The 21,145-nt window shown below is 61.5% G+C and carries 22 protein-coding genes; 14 read left to right on the top strand and 8 right to left on the bottom strand.

Annotation, left to right across the window (positions count from 1 at the left end):
• Positions 1–2: 2 nt before the first annotated feature.
• The gene (locus SynMINOS11_RS09260) at positions 3–617 is read right to left on the bottom strand and encodes a PCC domain-containing protein (RefSeq protein WP_186548108.1); all 615 of its coding nucleotides are present in this window, start codon (positions 615–617) and stop codon (positions 3–5) included.
• Between the two features lie 39 nt (positions 618–656).
• On the opposite strand from SynMINOS11_RS09260, the gene SynMINOS11_RS09255 reads away from it, so the two are divergent.
• Positions 657–1,295 (top strand): alpha/beta family hydrolase, encoded by a 639-nt coding sequence (locus SynMINOS11_RS09255; RefSeq protein ID WP_011936250.1) that lies wholly within the window; start codon positions 657–659, stop codon positions 1,293–1,295.
• Here SynMINOS11_RS09255 and SynMINOS11_RS09250 read toward each other — a convergent pair.
• The 3 genes from SynMINOS11_RS09250 to truB are packed head-to-tail and all read right to left on the bottom strand — an operon-like array spanning position 1,292 to position 3,705.
• On the bottom strand, positions 1,292–2,053 hold the full coding sequence (locus SynMINOS11_RS09250) for a YebC/PmpR family DNA-binding transcriptional regulator (protein WP_186548106.1): 762 nt from the start codon (positions 2,051–2,053) through the stop codon (positions 1,292–1,294). The two genes, SynMINOS11_RS09255 and SynMINOS11_RS09250, sit on opposite strands and share 4 nt — an antisense overlap.
• A 6-nt stretch (positions 2,054–2,059) precedes the next feature.
• The gene (locus SynMINOS11_RS09245) at positions 2,060–2,752 is read right to left on the bottom strand and encodes a hypothetical protein (RefSeq protein ID WP_186548104.1); all 693 of its coding nucleotides are present in this window, start codon (positions 2,750–2,752) and stop codon (positions 2,060–2,062) included.
• Positions 2,749–3,705: a tRNA pseudouridine(55) synthase TruB gene (gene truB / locus SynMINOS11_RS09240; protein ID WP_255445372.1), complete on the bottom strand. Its 957-nt coding sequence runs from the start codon at positions 3,703–3,705 to the stop codon at positions 2,749–2,751. Before truB ends, SynMINOS11_RS09245 begins: the two co-directional genes overlap by 4 nt.
• On the opposite strand from truB, the gene SynMINOS11_RS09235 reads away from it, so the two are divergent.
• Positions 3,704–4,453 (top strand): class I SAM-dependent methyltransferase, encoded by a 750-nt coding sequence (locus SynMINOS11_RS09235; RefSeq protein ID WP_186548103.1) that lies wholly within the window; start codon positions 3,704–3,706, stop codon positions 4,451–4,453. The two genes, truB and SynMINOS11_RS09235, sit on opposite strands and share 2 nt — an antisense overlap.
• Positions 4,453–4,890 carry a DUF2127 domain-containing protein gene (locus tag SynMINOS11_RS09230; RefSeq protein WP_011936245.1) on the top strand — a complete coding sequence of 146 codons (438 nt, stop codon included), beginning with the start codon at positions 4,453–4,455 and terminating at the stop codon, positions 4,888–4,890. The genes SynMINOS11_RS09235 and SynMINOS11_RS09230 overlap by 1 nt, the downstream gene beginning before the upstream one ends.
• Here the strand turns inward: SynMINOS11_RS09230 and rpmA are convergent.
• Together rpmA and rplU are read right to left on the bottom strand one after the other, a co-directional pair.
• Positions 4,877–5,140 (bottom strand): 50S ribosomal protein L27, encoded by a 264-nt coding sequence (rpmA, locus tag SynMINOS11_RS09225; RefSeq protein WP_011936244.1) that lies wholly within the window; start codon positions 5,138–5,140, stop codon positions 4,877–4,879. The genes SynMINOS11_RS09230 and rpmA overlap by 14 nt on opposite strands.
• A gap of 47 nt (positions 5,141–5,187) precedes the next feature.
• The gene (gene rplU / locus SynMINOS11_RS09220) at positions 5,188–5,598 is read right to left on the bottom strand and encodes a 50S ribosomal protein L21 (protein WP_011936243.1); all 411 of its coding nucleotides are present in this window, start codon (positions 5,596–5,598) and stop codon (positions 5,188–5,190) included.
• Positions 5,599–5,743: 145 nt separating this feature from the next.
• On the opposite strand from rplU, the gene SynMINOS11_RS09215 reads away from it, so the two are divergent.
• Genes SynMINOS11_RS09215 through kaiC form a run of 3 tightly spaced genes read left to right on the top strand, consistent with a single transcriptional unit; the run spans position 5,744 to position 8,517 of the window.
• Entirely contained in the window at positions 5,744–6,625 is an 882-nt protein-coding gene (locus SynMINOS11_RS09215; protein ID WP_186548101.1) for a circadian clock protein KaiA, read from the top strand.
• On the top strand, positions 6,622–6,954 hold the full coding sequence (gene kaiB / locus SynMINOS11_RS09210) for a circadian clock protein KaiB (RefSeq protein ID WP_011936241.1): 333 nt from the start codon (positions 6,622–6,624) through the stop codon (positions 6,952–6,954). Before SynMINOS11_RS09215 ends, kaiB begins: the two co-directional genes overlap by 4 nt.
• 24 nt (positions 6,955–6,978) lie before the next feature.
• Entirely contained in the window at positions 6,979–8,517 is a 1,539-nt protein-coding gene (gene kaiC / locus SynMINOS11_RS09205) for a circadian clock protein KaiC (RefSeq protein WP_043737180.1), read from the top strand.
• Between the two features lies 1 nt (position 8,518).
• On the opposite strand, the gene SynMINOS11_RS09200 is transcribed toward kaiC, so the two are convergent.
• Together SynMINOS11_RS09200 and purD are read right to left on the bottom strand one after the other, a co-directional pair.
• Positions 8,519–10,471, bottom strand: coding sequence for a HAMP domain-containing sensor histidine kinase (locus SynMINOS11_RS09200; RefSeq protein WP_370586201.1), 1,953 nt, complete (start codon positions 10,469–10,471; stop codon positions 8,519–8,521).
• A 51-nt stretch (positions 10,472–10,522) separates the two neighbouring features.
• Positions 10,523–11,818 carry a phosphoribosylamine--glycine ligase gene (gene purD / locus SynMINOS11_RS09195; protein ID WP_186548099.1) on the bottom strand — a complete coding sequence of 432 codons (1,296 nt, stop codon included), beginning with the start codon at positions 11,816–11,818 and terminating at the stop codon, positions 10,523–10,525.
• Between the two features lie 24 nt (positions 11,819–11,842).
• Here purD and SynMINOS11_RS09190 point away from each other — a divergent pair, with 24 nt between their 5' ends.
• From SynMINOS11_RS09190 to msrA, 8 genes are read left to right on the top strand one after another with little or no spacing between them, the layout of a single operon-like run.
• Positions 11,843–14,023: a hypothetical protein gene (locus tag SynMINOS11_RS09190; protein WP_186548097.1), complete on the top strand. Its 2,181-nt coding sequence runs from the start codon at positions 11,843–11,845 to the stop codon at positions 14,021–14,023.
• A complete protein-coding gene (gene purC, locus SynMINOS11_RS09185; protein WP_186548095.1) occupies positions 14,020–14,775 on the top strand; it encodes a phosphoribosylaminoimidazolesuccinocarboxamide synthase in 756 nt (251 codons plus the stop codon). Before SynMINOS11_RS09190 ends, purC begins: the two co-directional genes overlap by 4 nt.
• Positions 14,776–14,804: 29 nt before the next feature.
• Positions 14,805–17,108 (top strand): BamA/TamA family outer membrane protein, encoded by a 2,304-nt coding sequence (locus tag SynMINOS11_RS09180; RefSeq protein ID WP_186548093.1) that lies wholly within the window; start codon positions 14,805–14,807, stop codon positions 17,106–17,108.
• A 2-nt stretch (positions 17,109–17,110) separates the two neighbouring features.
• Positions 17,111–17,998 carry a UDP-3-O-acyl-N-acetylglucosamine deacetylase gene (gene lpxC / locus SynMINOS11_RS09175; protein ID WP_186548091.1) on the top strand — a complete coding sequence of 296 codons (888 nt, stop codon included), beginning with the start codon at positions 17,111–17,113 and terminating at the stop codon, positions 17,996–17,998.
• Entirely contained in the window at positions 17,999–18,457 is a 459-nt protein-coding gene (fabZ, locus tag SynMINOS11_RS09170) for a 3-hydroxyacyl-ACP dehydratase FabZ (protein ID WP_186548089.1), read from the top strand.
• 2 nt (positions 18,458–18,459) lie between these two features.
• Complete coding sequence (lpxA, locus tag SynMINOS11_RS09165) at positions 18,460–19,284, top strand: acyl-ACP--UDP-N-acetylglucosamine O-acyltransferase (protein ID WP_186548087.1); 825 nt, start codon at positions 18,460–18,462, stop codon at positions 19,282–19,284.
• Positions 19,284–20,462, top strand: a complete 1,179-nt coding sequence (lpxB, locus tag SynMINOS11_RS09160; protein WP_186548085.1) for a lipid-A-disaccharide synthase — start codon at positions 19,284–19,286, stop codon at positions 20,460–20,462. Before lpxA ends, lpxB begins: the two co-directional genes overlap by 1 nt.
• On the top strand, positions 20,459–21,124 hold the full coding sequence (gene msrA / locus SynMINOS11_RS09155; RefSeq protein ID WP_186548084.1) for a peptide-methionine (S)-S-oxide reductase MsrA: 666 nt from the start codon (positions 20,459–20,461) through the stop codon (positions 21,122–21,124). Before lpxB ends, msrA begins: the two co-directional genes overlap by 4 nt.
• Positions 21,125–21,145 lie beyond the last annotated feature (21 nt).

Here is a 21,145-nt window from a genome sequence, read left to right as displayed (position 1 = left end):
GTTCAGCGCAGGGAGGCCAAACGCCCCTGGCTGTGCCACTCGCTGAGGGCGTCGTAGCCGCCAATGGCGTCGCCATCGACGAACACCTGCGGAAAGCTGCGCATGCCGCTGCGCTCCATGAAGCCCTTGGCGGTGTCGTCGTCTTCCACGCTGACCACCTCATGGGGGATCTGCAGGGTGCGCAGCAGCCGCACGGCACGGCGCGACCAGGGGCAGCTGGGCAGCACGGCCACCTCCACCCGCGCTGGCTGGCTGGGCGCAACCTCTGAAGCTGCGGCTGCAGGGCTGGCGCTCTCACTCCAGCCCACCAACACATCGGCTCCCTTGAGCACCAAGGTGCCGGGCTCCAGGTGCCCTCCCCACACGTGGCAGGCCCCATCCGAGAGGCTCAGGTGCAGGTGCACCCCGGTGGGGCTCACCGTGCCGTTGAGGGTGATGATTTCCAGATCCCCTTCCATCACCGTGGGTTCCGGAGGCCCGGGGCATTGGAAAGCGGCCCTGGAGAGGTTGCCCACCACACCCAGCACAAAACCGGAGGCCTGCTCCTCGCGCGCCAGCTGCTCTAGGCGCAGGCGCAGGTCATCGCCAGGGGCCAGTTTGATTGGCGTGGTGCGCATGGGGGCCGGTAAGGGATGCGGTGAGATTACGTTCAGGCCATGGCTGATTTCGAACCCCCCCGGCTGGTTGATGGGCCGCAGACGGCGCCGGCCACGGTGCTGTTGGCCCACGGCGCTGGAGCGCCGATGGATAGCCCCTTCATGGCGGCCATGGCCTCGGGCTTGGCGGATCAGGGCTGGCGCGTGGTGCGCTTTGAATTCGCCTATATGGCCCGGCAGCGATTGAGTGGCCGCAAAGCAGCGCCGGATCGCCTGCCGAAATTGCAAGAGGTCTTTCGGCAGCAGGTGGCGCTGGAGGCAGCCCAGGGCCCGGTGATCATCGGGGGCAAGTCGATGGGCGGCCGGGTGGCGAGCTTGTTGCTTGATGAGCTGCAGGTGCTGGGCGGGATCTGTTTGGGCTATCCCTTTCATCCCTTGGGCAAGCCTGATCAGCTGCGCACCGAGCATCTGCGCGAGCTCACAACGCCCACCTTGATCCTTCAAGGCGAGCGCGATGGCTTTGGCCACCGGAATGAAGTGGAGGGCTATGAGCTTTCAGCATCGATCAGCCTGCAGTGGCTTCCCGATGGGGACCACAGCTTCAAGCCGCGTAAGAGCTCTGGGGTGAGCGAAGCGCAGAACTGGCAGCAGGCGGTGGCGGCGGCTGATCGCTTCTGCCGCGGTTTGCTCAGCCCCTAAGAACGCTCGTTCTCCAGCTCGGGGAACTCCCCCAGATTGCAGCTGACGCTGCGCACGTCATCGAGAGCCTCGAGGGCCTCCAGCAGCTGCAGGCACTGGCGAGCTTGATCGCTCTGGTGCAGGTCTATGCTGTTGAGCGGATGCCACTGGTGGCCCCAGTCCTGCACGCTCCAGCCCCGCTGGCGCAGGCCGTCTTGAAGGATCTCCAGCGCGGTGAAGGGACCATGCACCAGGGCTCCTTCTGCGGTGAGTTCATAGCCGTCGGCCTCCAGCTCGAGAAGGTCTTCCAGCAGCGCGTCTTCATCAATGCCTTCTGCGCTGGTTGCATTCAGCGACACCTCGCTGCGGTGACTGAACAAAAAGCCAACACAGCCGCTCTCGCCGAGGTTGCCGCCGTTTTTGCTGAAGGCCAGCCGCAGTTCTGCCGCCGTGCGGTTGCGGTTGTCGCTGAGCACCTCCACCAACACGGCCACCCCGCCAGGGCCGTAGCCCTCGTAGCGGATCTCCTCAAAGGCTTGGCTGCCATCACCGCCAGCTCCGCAGCCTTTGGCGATGGCGCGCTCGATATTGGCCGCCGGAACGCCTGCTGCTTTGGCTTTGTTGATGGCGGTACGCAGTTGGAAATTGCCATCTGGGTCGGCGCCAGCCCTGGCTGCCACGCTGATCTCGCGCCCCAGCCGGGTGAACACCGCGCCTCGCTTGGCATCCACAACGGCTTTGGTGCGCTTGATTTGTGACCATTTGCTGTGGCCGGCCATGGCAGTTCAGCGCTCCTGCAGATCAAAGCTGGTGAGCAGTTGAGCCTGCTGGATGCCGGCGCGGCGCGCTAGCCGCGCGGCGCTTTGGCGGTCCTGGGGTGTGGTGCTGGCGGACTGCAATCCCTGGGTTTGCGTCACGATCGCCCCGAGAGCGGCGCAGGCCAAGGGTTTGGGCAGCACCACGCCCAAGCTTTGGGCCTGCTGCTCAAGGATTGTTGTCGTCGCTCCCCAAGGGCGTATGTCGATGCGCTGCGCTTGCGGCAGGCTCAGGTTGCCGGTCCCTGGGGCGCGGTGATCAACGACCGCCACCAGGTGGTTCGCTGCGATCGCAGCATCCCAGCCGTTGCCTTGATTGGCGCCCACCAGGCCGATGGTGCTGCCGTTGAGCCCGCTGGTTCGTTGGGGAGCGCTTTGCTCGCAGCGTTGCAAGATCGCTTGTGTTTGGGCTGTGGGCTCCCCGCTGATGCGGGCTTGGCCGCCATAGAGGTGCGCTGCCAGCAAGCTGGCAATGGCCCCATCAGCATCTGGAGAACGGCGGCTCGTCCAAACCAAGGGCTCCTGGCTGCTGGCGGCTTCGCCGAGATAGCCCGCCCGTTGCCGCGCCTGGCGCTCAGCGAAGCTTTCCAGCTGACAGCCGCTCAGCAGCACCAACACCGCCAGCAGCAGCCTGGATCCAAGGGCCATGGGCTGAGTGATCATCCGGCGGCGTCGAACACCAGTTTCGGCTGCAGCAACCCATCGCTTCGGGTGCGGGCCATGCCCGCCAGGCTGCCATCGGGCCGCAGCATCACCAAGGCGCTCTCCTCGGGCTGCTCTGGGCCCTCCAGTGGCAAGCGCTGGCCGCGGGTCCAAGCCAGCCACTGCTCCTCACTGAGCCGTTGCTGAGGCAGGTGCGCCAGGGCTGTGAGCGGATTGCTAAGCGCGGTCTCTGGGCCCAGGGCCTCCAGCGGCAGGCTGGCCTCCAGCGTGAAGCCCAAGGCAGCGGTTCGCCGCAGCTGGGCTAAGGCGCCGCCGCAGCCCAGCTGATCGCCTAGGTCTCGGGCCAGTGAGCGCACATAGGTGCCCGCCGAGCAGCGCAGCTTGATGTCCAGTTGGCCCGTGCTGGGATCCCAGCGCATTAAATCGAGTTGCTCGATCTTCACCGCTCGGCTGGCCAGCAGCAGCTGTTCGCCGCGCCGGGCCCGGGTGTGGGCCCGTTCGCCATCGACATGCACCGCACTCACCGCTGGCGGCCGTTGTTGGATCAGGCCGCGGAAGGGCTGCAGCTGCCTGTCGAGCTCTGCTTGGCTCAAGCTCGGCCAGTCTTGTTGCTCCAGCACCTCCCCACTGAGGTCGTCACTGTTGGTGCGTAGGCCCAGCTGGATGGTGCCGAGGTATTCCTTGCCGCCATCGAGGTAAGGCAGCAGCCGCGTTGCAGGCCCTACCGCCAAGGGCAACACGCCGGTGACGGCTGGATCGAGGGTGCCGCCATGGCCCACCTTGCGGGTGCCCAGGGCTCGCCTGGCCTTCGAGACGCAGTCATGGGATGTGCAGCCGGCCGGCTTGTCGATCACCAAAAAGCCGCACAGGGGGCCGGTCACAGCGGGCAGGGCAATCACTGGGGTGATGCTGCCATTTGCCAAAGTTGAAGGCTCACGAACGGCAACGTCCATGACATCTGCGCAGGCTGAAGTGATTGCGGCGTTTGGCCGCGATGGCTTCGCTTTGCGGCAGCAGTTGGCCAGCTTTCTGCAGCTCAGCGCTGAGCAACTTGATGAGCGCCTGCCCCACAGCACTGAAGCGCTGGCAGCCGCCCATCCCGGTGCCCTGGCTCCGGAACAGGCTGAGCAGTTTTACGAAGATGAGGTGGGTGACGGCCACCTCTATGAATTGGCGGCTTGGCATTTGAGCAGCCGCGATTACATCGGCGACACCTTGCGCGTCCAGGGCGAGATGGCCCATGGACTGCACCTGGATTTCGGCGGTGGCATTGGCACCCACGCCTTGGCTGCGGCGCAACTGCCCCAGGTGGAGCAGGTCTGGATGGTGGATCTCAACGGCCACAACCGCGCCTTTGTGGAGCACCGCGCCCAGCAGCTGGGCTTGGGCCACAAACTCAGCTGCTTGCGGGATTTGAATTCAGCGGTGTTGCCCCAGCGCTTTGACAGCTTGGTGTGCCTGGATGTGCTGGAGCATCTGGCTGATCCAGCAGCGCAGCTGCGTTGCTTTGCTGAGCGCCTCACCCCCTCAACTGGGGTGGCCCTGCTGAATTGGTATTTCTTCAAAGGATTTCAAGGCGAATATCCCTTCCACTTCGATGATCCGGAGATGGTGAAGGCCTTCTTCAGCACACTGCAAGATCTGTTCTTGGAGCGCTTTCACCCGCACCTGATCACGGCTCGCACCTACACCCTGCGCTGATGCTGCTGCGGTTGATCATCATCAAGAAGCTCGTGGTGGCCGCGCTGCTGCTCACCGTGGCTGTGCTGGCGTTGGTGGGCAGCTACCGCTACGACCAACTGCCGGAATTGCTGCAGGAGTGCACCGATAACGACCATGCTCTGCTGGCCGCTGTGGTGGGACGTGGCTTGCAAGAAGGCCAAATGACCCTGCTGCTGACCGCACTGGTCACCAGTGTCTATGGCGTGTTGATTGCTATTGCCGCGGTTGCCACCTGGCTGGGGAAGCGTTGGGGCGAATGGCTGCTGCTGGCCGTGCTGCTCTCCTCACTGCCGCTGGAGCTGCATGAGATCACAACAGAACCCAGCACCGTGAACCTCGCCTTGACCGGCGTCACGCTGCTGGGCATCTGGATTGTGATTGGGCAGTTACGCCGCTCTCGCCTCAGAGGGGAGTGACGCAAACGCGCTTGCGCTCGCGGGTGGCGCGGCGAATGGTTTCAAAGTTGACCACGCCATCCACTAGGGCAAACAGGGTGTCGTCTTTGCCCTGACCAACGTTCACGCCAGGGAGAACCGAGGTGCCGCGCTGGCGGATGAGGATGGATCCGGCGGTCACTTTTTCACCGCCATAGCGCTTGACGCCAAGACGCTTGGCATTGGAATCGCGGCCGTTACGGGTTGAGCCTGTGCCTTTCTTATGAGCCATGAGGTGGAGAGTTAGCGGAGTGGACGTGCAGACAATTCGGGGCCGGATTAGCTCAGCGGCTTACCGCCAACCGTGATGGACTCGACCATGACGCGGGTCAATTCCTGACGGTGACCGTTCTTGCGGCGCGTCTTTTTCTTCTTCTGCATCTTGTACACAATCACCTTAGGGCCGCGTCGATGGGCCAGAACCTTGAGGTTGACCACTGCGTCTTTGACGTAGGGCTGGCCCAAGCTGGCGCCTGCTTTGCCGCTGACCAGAAGCACCTCTTTCAAGCTGACCTTGTCGCCGACCTCTCCCTCGAGGCGATCGAAGTCGTAGTAACGGTTGGGCTGCAGCCAGAACTGCTGGCCGGACGCTTCAACGATGGCGTACTGATTTGCTCCGCTGGAGTCAGAGGCCTGGGCCTTGCTCTCTGCGGGCTTGCTGGCCTTGGCCTTGCTGGGGGTTTCGCTCATGGCGTCAGTTGGCGTGGGCAGGCAGACCGGAGAGGTCTTTGGGCCTGGCGCACCACCAATCGAAAGACAAACAATGATCCTGCCTGGTTGCTTTTCCTTCCGTCAAGACTGTTGAGGCAACGTGAGGCTGTTCCAGCGCTGAACGATGGCGGTGACGGAACTGGTAATCGGCGCCCTGGTTCGCAATGAGTTGCTCTTGAAGTCTTGCCGTCAGTGGTTGCGTGAGGCGGACCGTTTTCGGCTGGAGGTTATCCCGCTCAATCCAGAGTCTTTGTTTGATGCGCTGCAAGAACGTTGGGAAGATCTTGATGGGGTGCTGATCGAGCAGGGAGCCCTTGATCGCCATGGGCTGGATCAGCTGAGAACCCAAGGCATGTTGCTGCCAGCCGTGGTGCTCGGAGATGTCACCGGCGAGGTGGATTACCACGACGCCGAGGTGCATTTGCAGGCTGATCAGCTCGAGCAGCTGCCCTACAACCTTGATGCTGCGGTGTTGCGCTTTCTCGAGCGCAGCCAGGCCAAAGGACGAAGCCCCTCACCGACTGAGTTGCCCCAGGGCAGTGATCAGTGGCGGCTCTCCCAACGGCTTGAGGAGCGCATTGGCTTTTTAGGGGTCTTCTACAAACGCGATCCCCGCCTGTTCCTGCGCAACCTTCCAGCTGATGAGCGCAGTGAACTGCTGGCGTCGCTCGAGCGCAGCTACCGCGATGTGCTGCTCAGCTATTTCCGCGACCCACCGGCGGCGAACCAAGCCATTGAAAGCTTTGTGAATACGGCGTTCTTCTGTGATTTGGCTATTACTCGTGCGGTGGAGATCCATATGAAGTTGATCGATGGCTGGTCTAAGCAGCTGGCCCTAGAGGGACACAAGAGCGATTTCCTGCAGGACTGCCGCCTCGCCCTGCTGGATGTGATGGCTCACTTGTGTGAGATGTATCGGCGCTCGATCCCGCCAGAGAGCGTTGGCGCCGGTGCTCGCGCCTCGGCTGGTTCGGCCGTTGCCCAACAGGAGGAGTCCCCCTCATGAGCCCTCGCAAGACCTACATCCTCAAGCTGTACGTGGCGGGCAACACGCCCAATTCCATGCGTGCACTGAAGACCCTGCGGAACATTCTTGAGACCGAATTCCTTGGCGTCTATGCGCTCAAGGTGATTGATGTGCTCAAGCAACCTCAGCTGGCTGAGGAGGACAAGATTCTGGCTACACCCACCCTGGCCAAGATCCTGCCGCCTCCGGTGCGACGGATCATTGGTGACCTGTCTGACCGTGAGCGGGTGCTGATTGGACTGGATCTTTTGTATGAGGAACTCAGTGATGATTCCAATGCTCAGGTCCTTGACGATTTTTCTGAATAGCCTGGGGCTATGACCTCTCCATCGATGCCTGATCCGTCCCCTGAGATGCGTCTGTCGCAGGTCCAGAAGTTGCCAACTGGCATCGAGGGCTTTGATGACGTCTGCAAGGGCGGCCTGCCGATTGGGCGCTCCACCCTGATCAGTGGGACCTCCGGTACGGGCAAAACCGTCTTTTCGCTGCATTTCCTCTACAACGGAATCCAGCACTTTGATGAGCCCGGGATTTTTGTCACCTTTGAGGAATCGCCCCTCGATATCCTGCGCAACGCGGCCAGCTTTGGCTGGGATCTGCAGTCGATGGTGGAGAACGACAAGCTCTTCATTCTTGATGCCTCCCCTGACCCTGAAGGCCAGGATGTTGCCGGTAATTTCGATCTCTCAGGCCTGATTGAGCGCATCAATTACGCCATCCGTAAGTACAAAGCCAAGCGGGTGGCCATTGATTCGATCACCGCTGTCTTTCAGCAGTACGACGCGGTGTCCGTGGTGCGGCGGGAGATTTTCCGCCTGATTGCTCGGCTCAAGGAGATCGGCGTCACCACGGTGATGACGACCGAACGCATCGACGAATACGGCCCGATCGCTCGCTACGGGGTTGAGGAGTTTGTCTCCGACAACGTGGTGATCCTGCGCAACGTGCTGGAGGGTGAACGCCGCCGCCGCACCTGCGAAATTCTCAAGCTGCGCGGCACCACGCACATGAAGGGGGAATTCCCCTTCACCATGGGCTTGCATGGCATCAGCATCTTCCCGCTGGGGGCGATGCAACTGACCCAGAGCTCCTCGAATGTGCGGCTCAGCTCGGGTGTGCCGCGGCTCGATGAGATGTGTGGCGGTGGCTTCTTCAAGGATTCGATCATCCTGGCCACCGGCGCGACGGGCACCGGCAAGACGCTGTTGGTGAGCAAGTTCCTGGAGGACGCTTGCCGCAACAAAGAGCGGGCCATCCTGTTTGCCTACGAAGAGTCCCGTTCGCAGCTGCTGCGCAATGCCACCAGCTGGGGCATCGACTTCGAGCAGATGGAGTCCGATGGACTGCTCAAGATCATCTGCGCCTACCCCGAATCCACTGGTTTGGAGGATCACCTTCAAATCATCAAGACCGAGATCAGCCAGTTCAAGCCATCACGCATGGCGATCGATTCCCTCTCGGCCTTGGCACGGGGCGTTAGCCACAACGCCTTCCGCCAGTTTGTGATTGGTGTGACGGGTTATGCCAAGCAGGAGGAGATCGCCGGCTTCTTCACGAACACCTCCGAGGAGTTCATGGGGAGCCACTCGATCACTGACTCCCACATCTCCACCATCACCGACACGATCCTGCTGCTGCAGTACGTGGAGATTCGCGGTGAGATGTCGCGGGCGCTGAACGTGTTCAAGATGCGTGGCTCCTGGCACGACAAGGCCATCCGAGAATTTGTGATCACGGGCAATGGCCCAGAGATCAAAGATTCCTTTGCCAACTTCGAGCGGATCATCAGTGGTGTGCCCCACCGCATCACCACCGACGAGCGCAACGAGTTGGCCCGCATTGTCCGCGGCGTCGACAGCGAGCCTGGTTAGGTCAGCTCAACGCCAACGCTTTGCGTTCGGCGTTGACGATCAACTCATCCTCATCGGCTCCCTCGAGGGGGAGATCGAACCAGAAGGTGGTGCCCACGCCCAGCTCGCTCACCATTGAAATGTCGCTGCCGTGCTTCTGCAGGATGCCCCGCACGATCGAGAGGCCGAGGCCGGTTCCGGCTTCAGTGTGGACAGCGTTTTCAACGCGGTAGAAGCGTTCAAACACCCGCCGGCAATCCTCTTCGCTGATGCCGGTTCCGCTGTCGGCCACCTCTACGCGTAGACGCGGCAGCGGGGAGCTGGCGTCATCCGCTTTGATCGGGCAGGTGTCTGGCCATAGATAGGCCCGCAGCTGCACCATGTCGCCAGAGGTGCTGAACTTCACGGCGTTGCCCACCAGGTTGTCGAATACCTGCAGCAGGAGGTCGTAATTGCCGCGGACGCGGGGCAATGAGGGTGGCACGGCCAAATCAAGGCTGACACCTTTGTCATCCGCGTTGAGTTTGTAGGTGCGCAGGGTTTGCTCCATCGCGGCTTCCACCTCGGTGGGCTCAAAGCTCCAGACCCGATCGGACTCCAACCTGGAGAGATCGAGCACGTCATTAACTAATCGGGTGAGGCGATCGGTTTCGGCATTGGCGGTGGCCAGGAACTCACGGGTCATCTCCTCATCAAGCTGGTCGCCCATGTCGTGGAGGGTTTCCACGTAGCTCTTGATGTTGAACAGCGGCGTCCGCAGCTCATGGGAGACGTTGCTGATGAAACGGCTCTGGGCCGCATTGAGCTCCACCTCCCGCGTTAGATCTTGAACGGTGACAGCAATCCCTTTAAGGGTTTCGCCGCTGCCATCGCGCACCGCTTGCAGCACCAAGCGCAAGGTGCGGTTGGGTTCATTGATCGAGCAGCGCACCTCAGCGCTGTCCCGCTCACGGCTGCGCACCGCATCGAATGGCTCCTGCAGCTCCATCGTGAGGCTGTCGGGCAGCAGGCTGAGCAGCTCTTGGCCCTCCAGCTTGCGGCCCTCCCAGCGAAACAGCCGCCGCGCTGTTGGATTCACCAGCACCACCTGCCCCTCCGGATCCAGCAGCAGGGCGCCATCGGCCATGGTGGCAATCAGCGACTGCTGTTTCACTTGGGCAGCGGTGAGCTCCTCGATATTGGCTTCGTCGTAGGCCTCCAATTGGGTGGCCATGGTGTTGAAACCATTGAGCAGCTCACCGAGCTCACCGCCCACCGGCAGAGCGATTCGCGCGCCAAAGTCACCATCAGCAACCGAGCGCACCCCGCGCAGCAGCTCTTTCACGGGCCGCGTGATGGTGAGGGCGTTAAACACAGCGCCCAAGATCACCAGCACCCAGATCGATACGAACACCGCCACCGTCACATTGCGGGTGAGGGCTGCTGTGGCCAGCACCGCTTCGTTGGGATTGACGCCCAGGGCCATCACACCGAGGTAGTCCTTGCCGTTGACCATCGGCACGAACACGTCGGTGACTAACCCATCGGGGGTGAGGTGCTGGCGGATCAGGGGGTTTTGGGGCCTCTGACGCAGATCAGAGGGCAGTTCCAGCCGGCGGCTGAGCAGTAGATCGTTGCCGCTATCGACCTTGCTGATCGGGATGCCGAGGTAGATCACTCCCTCGGGGTCGGCATAAAAGATGTAGCGAAGGCTGCGGCTGCTGCGCCAGAACTCTTCGGTGACCCGGGCTAGCTCGCGGTCATTGCCTTGAGCCGCCAATGGGGTCACGTTGCTCGCCAGCAGCAGACCCAGGTCGCGGGCGTAGCGGGTATCCCCCATGCGGGCTTCGGTCTGAATGCCGTTGAGGGCAAAGAAGGTCAGCCCCGTCATCACGATGCTGACCACCAAGGTGGCGATGGCCAACAACTTGGTCTGCAGGCTGAACTCCGCCCACCAGCCGCTGGTGAGGGCTGGCAGCCGGCGCCACCACGGCAGCGTTTCAGTAGCGGCGGAGTTGCTCAGGTGACCGGTTTGGTTGCTCTCAGCCTAAAGACGCCGCACCTGATGGCCGATGTCGCGGCGCAGCTGCATGCCTGCAAACTTCACTTGAGCCAAGCGCTTGTAGGCCCTGGCAAAGGCCTCATCAAAATCATGGCCTTGGGCGACGGCCGCCAGCACCCGGCCACCGCTGGTTTGCAGCTCGCCATTGGCATCGGCCTTCACACCTGCAGCAAAAAGCTGGCTGGAGTCCTGGCTGCTCGCAAGGCCTGGACCTTCATCGCAGATGGGGTCACCCAGTTGCGGTGTGCCTGGATAACCAGCCGCAGCAGCCACCACACAGGCGCTGCAGAGGGGCGCGATGGTGAGCGCAGGTGCTTGATCAAGATGTCCGTTGGCGCAGGCCAACAGCACTTCGGCCAGGTCGCCCTGAAGCAGGGGCATCAGCGTTTGGCATTCCGGATCACCAAAGCGGCAGTTGAATTCGATCACCTGCGGCCCAGAGCTGGTGAGCATCAGCCCCGCATAGATCACCCCGCGATAGTCGATTCCCCGTTGGCGCAGGGCCTGCACCACCGGCTCCAGGATGCTCTTTTGCACCCGCTGCAAGCCCGCTTCATCAAATAGTGGCGCTGGCGCGTAGGCACCCATGCCCCCGGTGTTCGGCCCCGTGTCGCCTTCGCCGATGCGTTTGTGATCCTGCGCCGGCGGCAGTAGCACCAGCCGCTCCCCATCACAGAGGGCAAAGACCGAGACCTCTGGCCCCTGGAGGCACTCCTCCAGCACAACCCGCTGGCCGGCATCACCAAAGCGGCCGGAAAAGCACTCCTCAATGCCGGCAAGTGTTTCTTCCAAGCTGCTGGCCACCGTGACGCCTTTGCCGGCAGCTAGCCCATCGGCTTTGACCACCAAGGCTTTGCCCTGCTCTTGGGCGATGGCTTTGCCCTGCTCAGCGCTGGTGGCCACCCAGAAGCCTGCGGTGGGAACACCGGCTTGCTGCATCAAGGTTTTGGCCCATTCCTTGCTGGCTTCCAGTTGGGCGCCATCGGCTCCCGGACCAAACACAGCGATCCCAGCACTTCTGAGTTGATCGGCGAGGCCAGCGGCCAGGGGGGCTTCTGGGCCAATCACGGCCAAGTCGATGCCCAGGGTTTGGCAACAGCTCGCTAGCGCTGCAGCATCACTGGCGGCATGGTTCAGCACGGTGCAGCCAGGAATTGCGGCGCTGGCGCCATTGCCGGGGCTAATCCACACCTGCGGCTGCTGCGGGCTGCGAGCCATTGCCCAGGCCAGGGCGTTCTCTCGCCCCCCATTGCCCACGACCAAAATGCGCTCCACGGCCATACTTGCCGCACCTCCAGCGTTGTTGTGCTCTTCCCTCCTAACGCGGCAATGCTCTCGGCCTTGTTGGTGGCGTTAGCACCAGCGCCTTTGCCTCCAGGTGCTCTCTCAGAAGACGCCTTCACGGAATTGCTTGAGACAGGGACCCGCCAGGAGCTGGTTGAAGGCTGTGAGCGGGTGATCACCCTTGGCTTGGATCAACGCCTTAGGCAGCTCAGGCAGACGCTTCTGACGCTCAATACAGAGACCAGCAGTCTTGCGGTGGTCTTCGCTGACACCAGAGCCCTGCTGCGTTGCAAGGCGCCGGATGCTGCGCTGCAAGTGCTTGAGCGCATCAGCCCGAATGTGGGCCCTGAGCGGCAGGAGTGGTTGCTGCTGCAGTGGCGAGCGGCATCGGATGGTTTGGATCAGCGCCGGGCGGCCCTAGCTCTTGAGCGACTTTCTCAGGGATCTGCGGAGGTGCTCGATGCCCAGCTGCTCACACTCGCTGAGCCCCAGGCGCCGAGTGAACTCCCCATCCAGCGTTCAGCACTCGATGTGCAAGCCGACCAGCTCGAGGCCATGGGCCAAGAGCGAGCGGCGATTGAGCTCTTGCTGCAAGAGGGTCAGACCGCTCAGCTCACGGCCCAGCGGCGTCAACGGGCGGCAACGCTATTGGCTGCAGAAGGAGAGCCAGAGCAAGCCGCTGAGATTGCTGGAGCGGCTGTTGATGCGGCGGCTTCGGCTTCCGCATGGGGACTCAGTGGTGCCCTCTTGGATGATCAGCGCAGCTATCAATTGGCTGCGGCTGATCTTCAGGGCGCGGAGCAAACCAATGCCCGGCGTCTACGCCTTAGTCGCCGCTTGGCCGATGGCATGGGGGAGCGGGCTGCAGTCCTGTCGGCCATTGCAGATCAAACCTCAGATCCAGCGCTGGCTCAGCAGCTGCTCGATCGCCGTGACCCTCTGGAGCGCCGCCGTGGGGCTTTGCTTGATGTCTTGCTCAGTCTTGAACCGTCGTCCCTAGAGAGTCCAGAGGACCGCTTAAGCCGGTTGGATTTGGCCGTGCAGGTCGCCCAGCGCTTGGGTCATCAGGAGCGCTTGATGGATCTACTCCTGCTGCAGGAGCGCGAAACGAGGGTGCAGGGCAAGGCCTGGCTGAGGGATCGGGTGACGACCCTGGCCATGCAGCAGTCGGGTGGTAACCCAGTCCGCCGGTTGCAGGCCTTGTACCGGCGGCAGCGCGCGTTGCTTGAAGATCCCGTTCTGCCTCCTAGCCAGAGACAGACCTGGGATGCCAAGCAGGAGCAGGAGCGTCTTTTGGCCTTGCAGCGCCAGGAGCAAGTGGTGGCTGAGCAAGACCGGCAGCTGGGCTTTGCGCCTTTCCCCGTCACCTATCGACTGCCTGCGCTTTTTGAAGATTTGGCGCGGCTCGCGCAAGCCCAGCGAGCTGCTGCTGGAGAGGTGCTGAGCTTGCCTCCGGCCGTTTTTGGTGTCTTGCCGCGGCAACTGCCGCCTGCTGAGGCCGCCTCGATGGCCTCTCAGCTCAGACAAGCCCAGCAAACAATGGGGCTCAGTGATGCGGAGATCGCCGAGGGCACAGAGCTGTTCCGTCGCCATGTGCAGCGACTGGCTCGGCGTGAATGGTTGCAGGCTGCGCTCAGCGCCGATTTGGCCGCAGAGGTCTTAAGCCCTCAGGCAATCCAACGCCGTGCGGAGTGGCTTGCGCTGGAAGAGGAGCTGGATTCACGCTCGGAGTCGCTGCGGGCGTTGGCGCGGTTTGGGCGCTCCGCCGCTGGCCTCCAGGCGCTGGCTGCATTGCATCAACAGGAAGACCTGATCTGGTCGGGGTCACGCCAGCAGGAGTTGCAACGTCTGCCTGTTGAGATTTTGGCAGTTGAGGCCAAGCTCCAGAGCGATCTTGCGACTGGTTTCCAGCCCCGCGCCGTCAGCACGCCGCCCGAGCAAGCGGCCATCGCCTTGAGTGAGCAGTGGGAGCTTTTTATCAGCAATCCGACGGCGGACTCGGCCGCTGAGCTGCAGCAACAGGCTGCGGCTGCCAACCAGGACGCACTTGAGCTGGAGGCCTTGCGTTTTCGCCTGGCCTCATTGCTGCCAGCGGGAGTTGTTGAGCCGCTGTTGCTGGAACAACTGCGCGGGCTTGAGCTGCGTTTACGGTCGCCTCAGTCGCGCGGTGGCCATCTCGGGCCACCTTCTTCAAGCCGATGACGGCGTTGCAGATTCAGGACCTGCTCCATGAGGGCAAAGCCAAAAAGGTCTTTAAAACCGATCGCCCAGGCGTTGTGGCGGTCCAATACAAGGACGACGCCACGGCGTTCAATGCGCAAAAAAAAGCCCAGCTGGCTGGTAAAGGCCTGCTGAACTGGGAAATCTCAGCCCGTTTGTTTGAGGCCCTCGATGGGCACGGAATTGCTAGCCACTACCTGGGTTGCTTGGAGCCGGGCTGGATGGTGGTTCAGCAGGTGGAGATCGTTCCGGTGGAGGTGGTGCTGCGCAATCGAGCTGCTGGCTCGCTGTGCCGTCAGCTCCCGATTGCGCCGGAGACACCCCTAGAGCCAGCCTTGCTGGACCTCTATTACAAAGACGACGCTCTCGGGGACCCGCTGCTGACCGAGGCTCGCCTTGCGTTGCTGAAGCTGCTCTCCACCTCTGAGCGCAGTGAGTTGGAGCGGCTGGCCAGGGCCGTTAATGCTGCTTTGCAAACGCTGATGGGGCCGCTGCAGCTGGAGCTGGTGGATTTCAAGTTGGAGTTTGGCCGCAGTACCGATGGCCGCTTGCTGTTGGCTGATGAGATCAGCCCAGACACCTGCCGGCTTTGGGATGTCGGGGTGGCGGATGCCGAGACCCGGATTTTGGATAAAGACCGTTTCCGTAAGGATCTCGGCGGTGTTGTCGAGGCCTATGGGGAGGTCCTCAAACGGGTCCAAGGCCTGGGGGCAGCGCCCCGTCAATACCGGTAAGTTCGGCCCGCTTGCGGCTCTGCCGCGGAATGCTGCCGCTCACCATGGCCCAGGGCTTGACCCGTACCTCTCGCACCCAACTGCTTGGAGGCCTATTGGCCGCCGGTGTGGTGGGCCCTGTTATTGCAGTTGGAAGCACTGGCTTGCCGGTGCAAGCCCAAGAAGGGGCTCCCGCCCCGTCTTCTGAGCAGGTGGATCGTCCAGGTATCACCCCGGCACAACCGGCGTCTGAGCCACAGGTTCTGGTCAGCGAAGTATTGGTCAAAGGCCTGGAAGGGCACCCAGATCGCGAACGACTTGAGCGCGCCGTTTATGACTCCCTAACAGTTCGCCCTGGTGCCACCACCAGCCGCAGTGCCATTAAGGCGGATCTTGATGCGATCTATGCCACTGGCTGGTTTAGCGATGTGCGCGTTCAGCCCAGTGATGGCCCCTTGGGGGTGCGCCTGGTCGTAACGGTGTCTCCCAACCCTGTGCTCACCGAGGTTGTTCTCAACAACCCTGAGGCTTTGCTGCCTGCCTCTGAAATCAGCGAGGTGTTTGCCACCGATTACGGGCGCACCTTGAACCTCAAGACGCTGGAGCGCCGCGTTAAGGAGCTGCAGAAGTGGTATGCCCGTGAGGGCTATTCCTTGGCCCGGATTACAGGCCCCACCCGCGTTAGCCCTGAAGGTGTTGTTGAGCTTTCCGTGCGCGAAGGCGTGGTGGAAGGGATCAAGGTCCAATTCCTTAATGCCAATGGTGATGCCACCAACGAAAAAGGTGAGCCCATCAAAGGCAAAACCAAAGAGTGGGTTGTTGATCGGGAGATTTCCCTGCGACCTGGTGAGTTGTTCAACCGGCGCGAACTCGAGGGCGATATCAAGCGCCTCTATGCCACAGGTCTGTTTTCCGATGTGAAAGTCACCCTGAAGCCGATTCCAGCCAAGCCTGGTGAGGTGCAGATTGTTCTTGGAATTATTGAGCAGTCCACCGGCTCACTCTCTGGTGGTATTGGCTATAGCCAAAGCCAGGGCTTGTTTGGTCAGATTCAGCTCAATGAGAGCAATCTCTTCGGCAATGCATGGGATGTAGGCACCAACATAACCTACGGCCAGTACGGCGCCCTGGCTGATATCAGTTTCAACATTCCTTGGCTCAAGGGAGATCCCAACCGCAGCGGCCTGCGGATGAAAGCCTTCTTGAGCCGTGAAATTCCCCAGGTGTTCCAGAGCACCGAAGATGGCAGCATCCGGACTCTCAAGGGTTTCTACCAGCCACCTGCAGCCAACTTGCTTGATGCTCAGGCGGTTAATCGCGCCTTTGGTAACCCTTCTGACTTTGTCTGGAATGTTGATGACCTTGGGGAGCCCAATATCAAACGAGCCAAACAAGTTCCAATCGCCATTATCAATGGCAAGTTGCTGACCGGTGCTGATTTCAATCTTTATAACCCTGAGGGTGATCTCGTTCGCGTTCAGCGCGTTGGTGGCAATGTTCAGTACATCCGCCCATTCAGAGGTGGTGATCCCTACAAGAAAAATCTTTGGACCCTCATTGCAGGCATCAGTGGTCAAGAAGCCACCCCGATGAATGGTTTGGGTGAGCTTCGCCCTTACGGCGCTGCGCCCTTCAAGAACACAGGGATCAAAAACACCCTTACAGGACGTACAGCGGCGACAACTGAGAGCATCATTTGTTTGGCTTACAACTGCGCGGAATCCAACCAGTTGGTTGGGGCGCGATTAGCACTGTCGTACAACAATCTCAACGACAACAAAAATCCACGTTCTGGCAGCTTCTTGACAATGAGCTCCGAGCAGTACGTGAGCGTTGGAGAGAACTCACCCACCTACAACCGTCAGCGCATCGGTGCGACCCATTTCATCCCGGTGAATTGGATCAACTTCTACAAAGGCTGCCGGCCCAAGAAAGGAGAAGCGGAAGATTGTCCGCAAGCCCTCGCCTTCCAGGTCACAGCAGGCAACGTGGTTGGCACTGGAAGTCTCCCGCCCTATGAAGCCTTCTGCGTTGGTGGTAACAACTCGGTCCGTGGTTTTAACAACTGCGATCTCGGTGTTGGTTCCAGCTACGTCGAAGCGACCATTGAGTACCGCTTCCCGATCTTCAAGATTGTTGGCGGTGAGGTTTTTGTGGATGCAGGTTCACTCTTGGGCACCCAAGGCGATGTTCCAGGCAAGCCCGGTGAGCTTCTGCTGAAGCCGGGTCAGGGCTTCTCGGTAGGTACTGGTGTGATCCTCACCACCCCAGTGGGCCCGCTGCGTTTGGAGGTGGCGACGCGTGATTGGACTGGTGACTACCGCTTCAACGTGGGTGTGGGCTTTAAGTTCTGAGCGTGATCTGGGCTTCTGACTACAGCCGTGCCTACACGCTGGCGGCAGCTGTTGAGCGCCGTGGTGTGGGCTTGCATTCGGGTAAGGACTGCCTGGTGCGCCTGGAGCCTGGTTCTAAGCCTGGCTTTTGGGTTGGCTTCCTCGATCAACCCGATCAAGAGCCTGTGATGCTTGCGCCAGATCAAGTGCGCGACACCCGCCTGTGCACGGCCCTGGAGATTGGCGGCCGCCCCTTGGCCACGGTGGAACACCTGCTGGCTGCCTTGGCTGGCGTTGGGCTGACCCAGGCGGAGATATGGCTTGAGGGCCATGAGATCCCTCTGCTGGATGGTTCGGCATTGCCCTGGGTAGAGGCGATTGCTGAAGCCGGTTTGGAGGATCTAGGGCCTCGGGCGCCATTGCCGGCTTTGGCGGCCCCAATCAGCTGTCAGCGCGGCAACAGCTTTGTGCAGGCATTGCCCTCTGAGCAGCTGCTGCTTTCAGCAGCTATTGAGTTTCCGCAGCCTGCGATCGGCCGCCAACTGTTCAGCCTGGTGTTGAGCCCGGAGTCGTTTGTGAGGGAGATTGCCCCCGCGCGCACCTTTGGCTTCAAAGATCAGGTGGAGCAGCTCAGGGAAGCTGGTTTGATTCAAGGCGGCGCCTTAGATAACGCCTTGGTGTGCGATGGCGATCAGTGGGTGAACCCGCCTCTGCGCTTTACCGATGAGCCTGTGCGCCACAAGCTTCTCGATTTGATTGGTGATTTGGCTCTGGTGGGCTTGCCCCTGGCCCAAGTGATGGCGTTTCGGGCGTCCCATAACCTCCATACCCAGTTGGCTGCTGCTTTGGCCGCCAGCTCTGCTCCTCTCGCTGCGGTCACATCCCGCGGTGATCTCCCCAGCGTTGCCTGAATGTCTGCTTCCTCCACGGCCCACTCCCCCTTGATGAGCAGCGAGCAGATCATGAATCTGCTGCCGCACCGGTATCCCTTTGCTCTGGTGGACCGGGTTTTGGAGCATGAGCCCGGAAAGCGGGCTGTGGCGATTAAAAACATCACCTTGAATGAGCCTCAATTCCAGGGGCATTTCCCTGGTCGGCCATTAATGCCTGGGGTGTTGATCGTCGAAGCCATGGCCCAGGTGGGCGGGTTGATCGTCACTCAGATGCCTGACCTGCCCAAGGGCTTGTTTGTTTTTGCTGGCATTGATGGAGTTCGTTTCCGCCGCCCGGTTGTGCCTGGCGATCAGTTGCGCATTACTTGTGAACTGCTCAGCCTCAAGCGTCAGCGCTTTGGGAAGGTGCGGGCTGAAGCCACCGTTGATGGTGAGCTGGTCTGCTCTGGTGAGCTGATGTTCTCGTTGGTGGATTGACGATGGGCAGCTCCGCACTCGCTCCTCAGATTCATCCCACCGCGGTGGTTGATCCGGCGGCGCAGATCGAAGCTGGCGTCAGCATTGGCCCCTATGCCGTGATCGGCCCGGAGGTGCGGATCGGCTCAGGCACCTCGATTGGTCCCCATGTGGTGCTTGATGGCCGCGTCCGCCTGGGACGTCACAACAAGATTTTTGCCGGAGCCTGCATCGGTCAGGAGCCCCAAGACCTCAAGTACCGCGGAGCACCGACTGAGGTGGTGATTGGTGATCAGAACACCATTCGTGAGTGCGTGACGATCAACCGCGGCACCAACGAGGGTGAAATCACCCGCATCGGGGATCGCAACTTGCTGATGGCCTATTGCCATCTCGGCCATCAATGCGAACTGGCCAATGACATCATCATGTCCAACGCCATCCAGGTGGCGGGCCATGTGGTGATTGAGGACCGTGCGGTGATTGGTGGTTGCTTGGGCATCCACCAATTCGTTCATATCGGTCGCATGGCCATGGTGGGTGGCATGACTCGCGTGGACCGGGACGTGCCTCCCTTCTGTTTGGTGGAAGGACATCCAGGCCGGGTTCGTGGACTCAATCGTGTTGGCCTGCGCCGCAGTGGCTTAGCCGAGCAGCATGAAGGGCGCGAGATGCGTCAGCTGCAGGACATCTGGTCGCTGCTTTACCGCTCTGACCATGTGATCGCTGAGGGGTTGAAGCTCGCTCGCCAGCAAGACCTGCTCCCGGCGGCGGATCATCTCTGCTCGTTTTTGGAAGGATCGCTGACCAAGGGGCGCCGCGGACCGATGCCAGCCGCGAGCCGCTAATGGTGCGTGTGCTGATCAGCACCGGTGAGGTGTCTGGTGATCTGCAAGGCAGCTTGCTGGTGCAGGCTCTCCACCGGCAGGCTTCAGTGCGCGGGATCCCTTTGGAGGTGTTGGCCCTCGGTGGCCCGCGCATGCAGGCCGCTGGCGCTGAGCTTCTTGCTGACACCGCCCCGCTGGGTTCGATTGGTCTTTTGGAGCATCTGCCCCAGGTGCTGCCAACCCTGAAGCTGCAGTCCCGGGTGAACCGCGAGCTGCTGCAGCGGCCACCGGATGCTGTGGTGTTGATCGACTACATGGGCGCCAACGTGCGTTTGGGCAAGCGCTTGCGGCGACAGCTCCCCAAGGTGCCCATCACCTATTACATCGCTCCCCAGGAATGGGCCTGGAGCATGAACGATGGCGGCACCACCAGCCTGCTGAAGTTCACCGATCGCATCCTGGCGATCTTCCCGGATGAGGCCTCGTTTTATGAGTCCCATGGAGCGGCGGTCACCTGGGTGGGCCATCCCCTGGTGGATTTGGCGGCTCATCAGCTGAGCCGCAGCGAAGGGCGCCGGCGGCTGGGTCTTGCTCCCGAAGGCCGCCTGCTGCTGCTACTGCCGGCCTCCAGGCCGCAAGAGCTGAACTATTTGATGCCGGTGTTGGCCCAGGTGGCGGCTCAGCTGCAGGCCCGAGATCCTGATTTGGCTGTGATCGTTCCAGCTGGCCTCAGCCGTTTTGAGCAGCCCTTGGCCGAGGCCCTTGAGGCTGCGGGGGCCCGCGGGCGTGTAATTCCTGCTGATCAAGCCGATGCCCTCAAGCCTGCCCTGTTTGGAGCGGCAGATTTGGCGCTTGGCAAGTCAGGCACCGTCAACCTGGAGCTGGCGTTGCAGGGGGTTCCCCAGGTGGTGGGCTATCGGGTAAGCCGGCTCACGGCTTGGGTGGCCCAGCATCTGCTGCGTTTCAAGGTGGAGCACATTTCGCCTGTGAACTTGCTGCTGAAGGAGCGTTTGGTGCCGGAGCTGCTGCAAGACAGCTTCACGGTGGATGAGTTTTTGGCCCAGGCTGTGCCGCTGTTGGAAGACGAGTCATGCCGCGCCCGCATGTTCGATGGCTACCGGCGGCTGCGGCAGACCCTTGGCAGCCCTGGGGTGACCGACCGCGCTGCAGCGGCCATCCTCGAGGCCATTCCCCAATGAAGCGGCGTCTGCTTTGGCTGCTGGCTTCTGTTCTGGTGGGGTTGTCATCCCTGCTGGGGCCATCGTCTGCTGTTTGGGCTGCTGATCCCCAGCAGGCGGTGTTTGCAGGGGGGTGTTTTTGGTGCCTTGAGCACGATCTTGAGGTGCTGCCTGGGGTGATCTCGGCTGAAAGCGGCTACTCCGGCGGCACAACAGCCAATCCCACCTATCAACAGGTGAGCAGTGGCCGCACCGGCCATGCCGAGAGTGTGTTGGTGCGTTTTGACCCGGATCGCATCAGTTACGCCACCTTGCTGCGGGCCTTTTGGCGCAATGTGGATCCGTTGGATGGCGAGGGTCAGTTCTGTGATCGCGGCAGCTCCTATCGACCGGTGATCTTCACCGGCTCAGCCGATCAGCTGGAGCAGGCCAGCGAAAGTGAGCGCTTGGCGCGCCAAGAACTGGGAACCTCTGGGGCCTTAGCGGTGGCGATCGAACCGCTGAAGCGCTTCTGGCCGGCTGAGGACTATCACCAGGATTACGCCGAGCGCCAGGCGCTCACTTACAACTTCTACCGCTGGCGTTGCGGCCGTGATGCCAGGCTCGATGCGGTCTGGGGAGAGCAGGCTCGCTTGCCTGTGGTGTGGAAGACCGCCACTGCATTTCCTACAAACGCAGGCTAAGTTGCGGGCAGACAGCGAGGG

Origin of the sequence: Synechococcus sp. Minos11, from assembly GCF_014279855.1 — a bacterium.
Classification (GTDB): Bacteria; Cyanobacteriota; Cyanobacteriia; order PCC-6307; family Cyanobiaceae; genus RCC307.
This window is presented reverse-complemented; position numbering and strand designations above follow the sequence as displayed.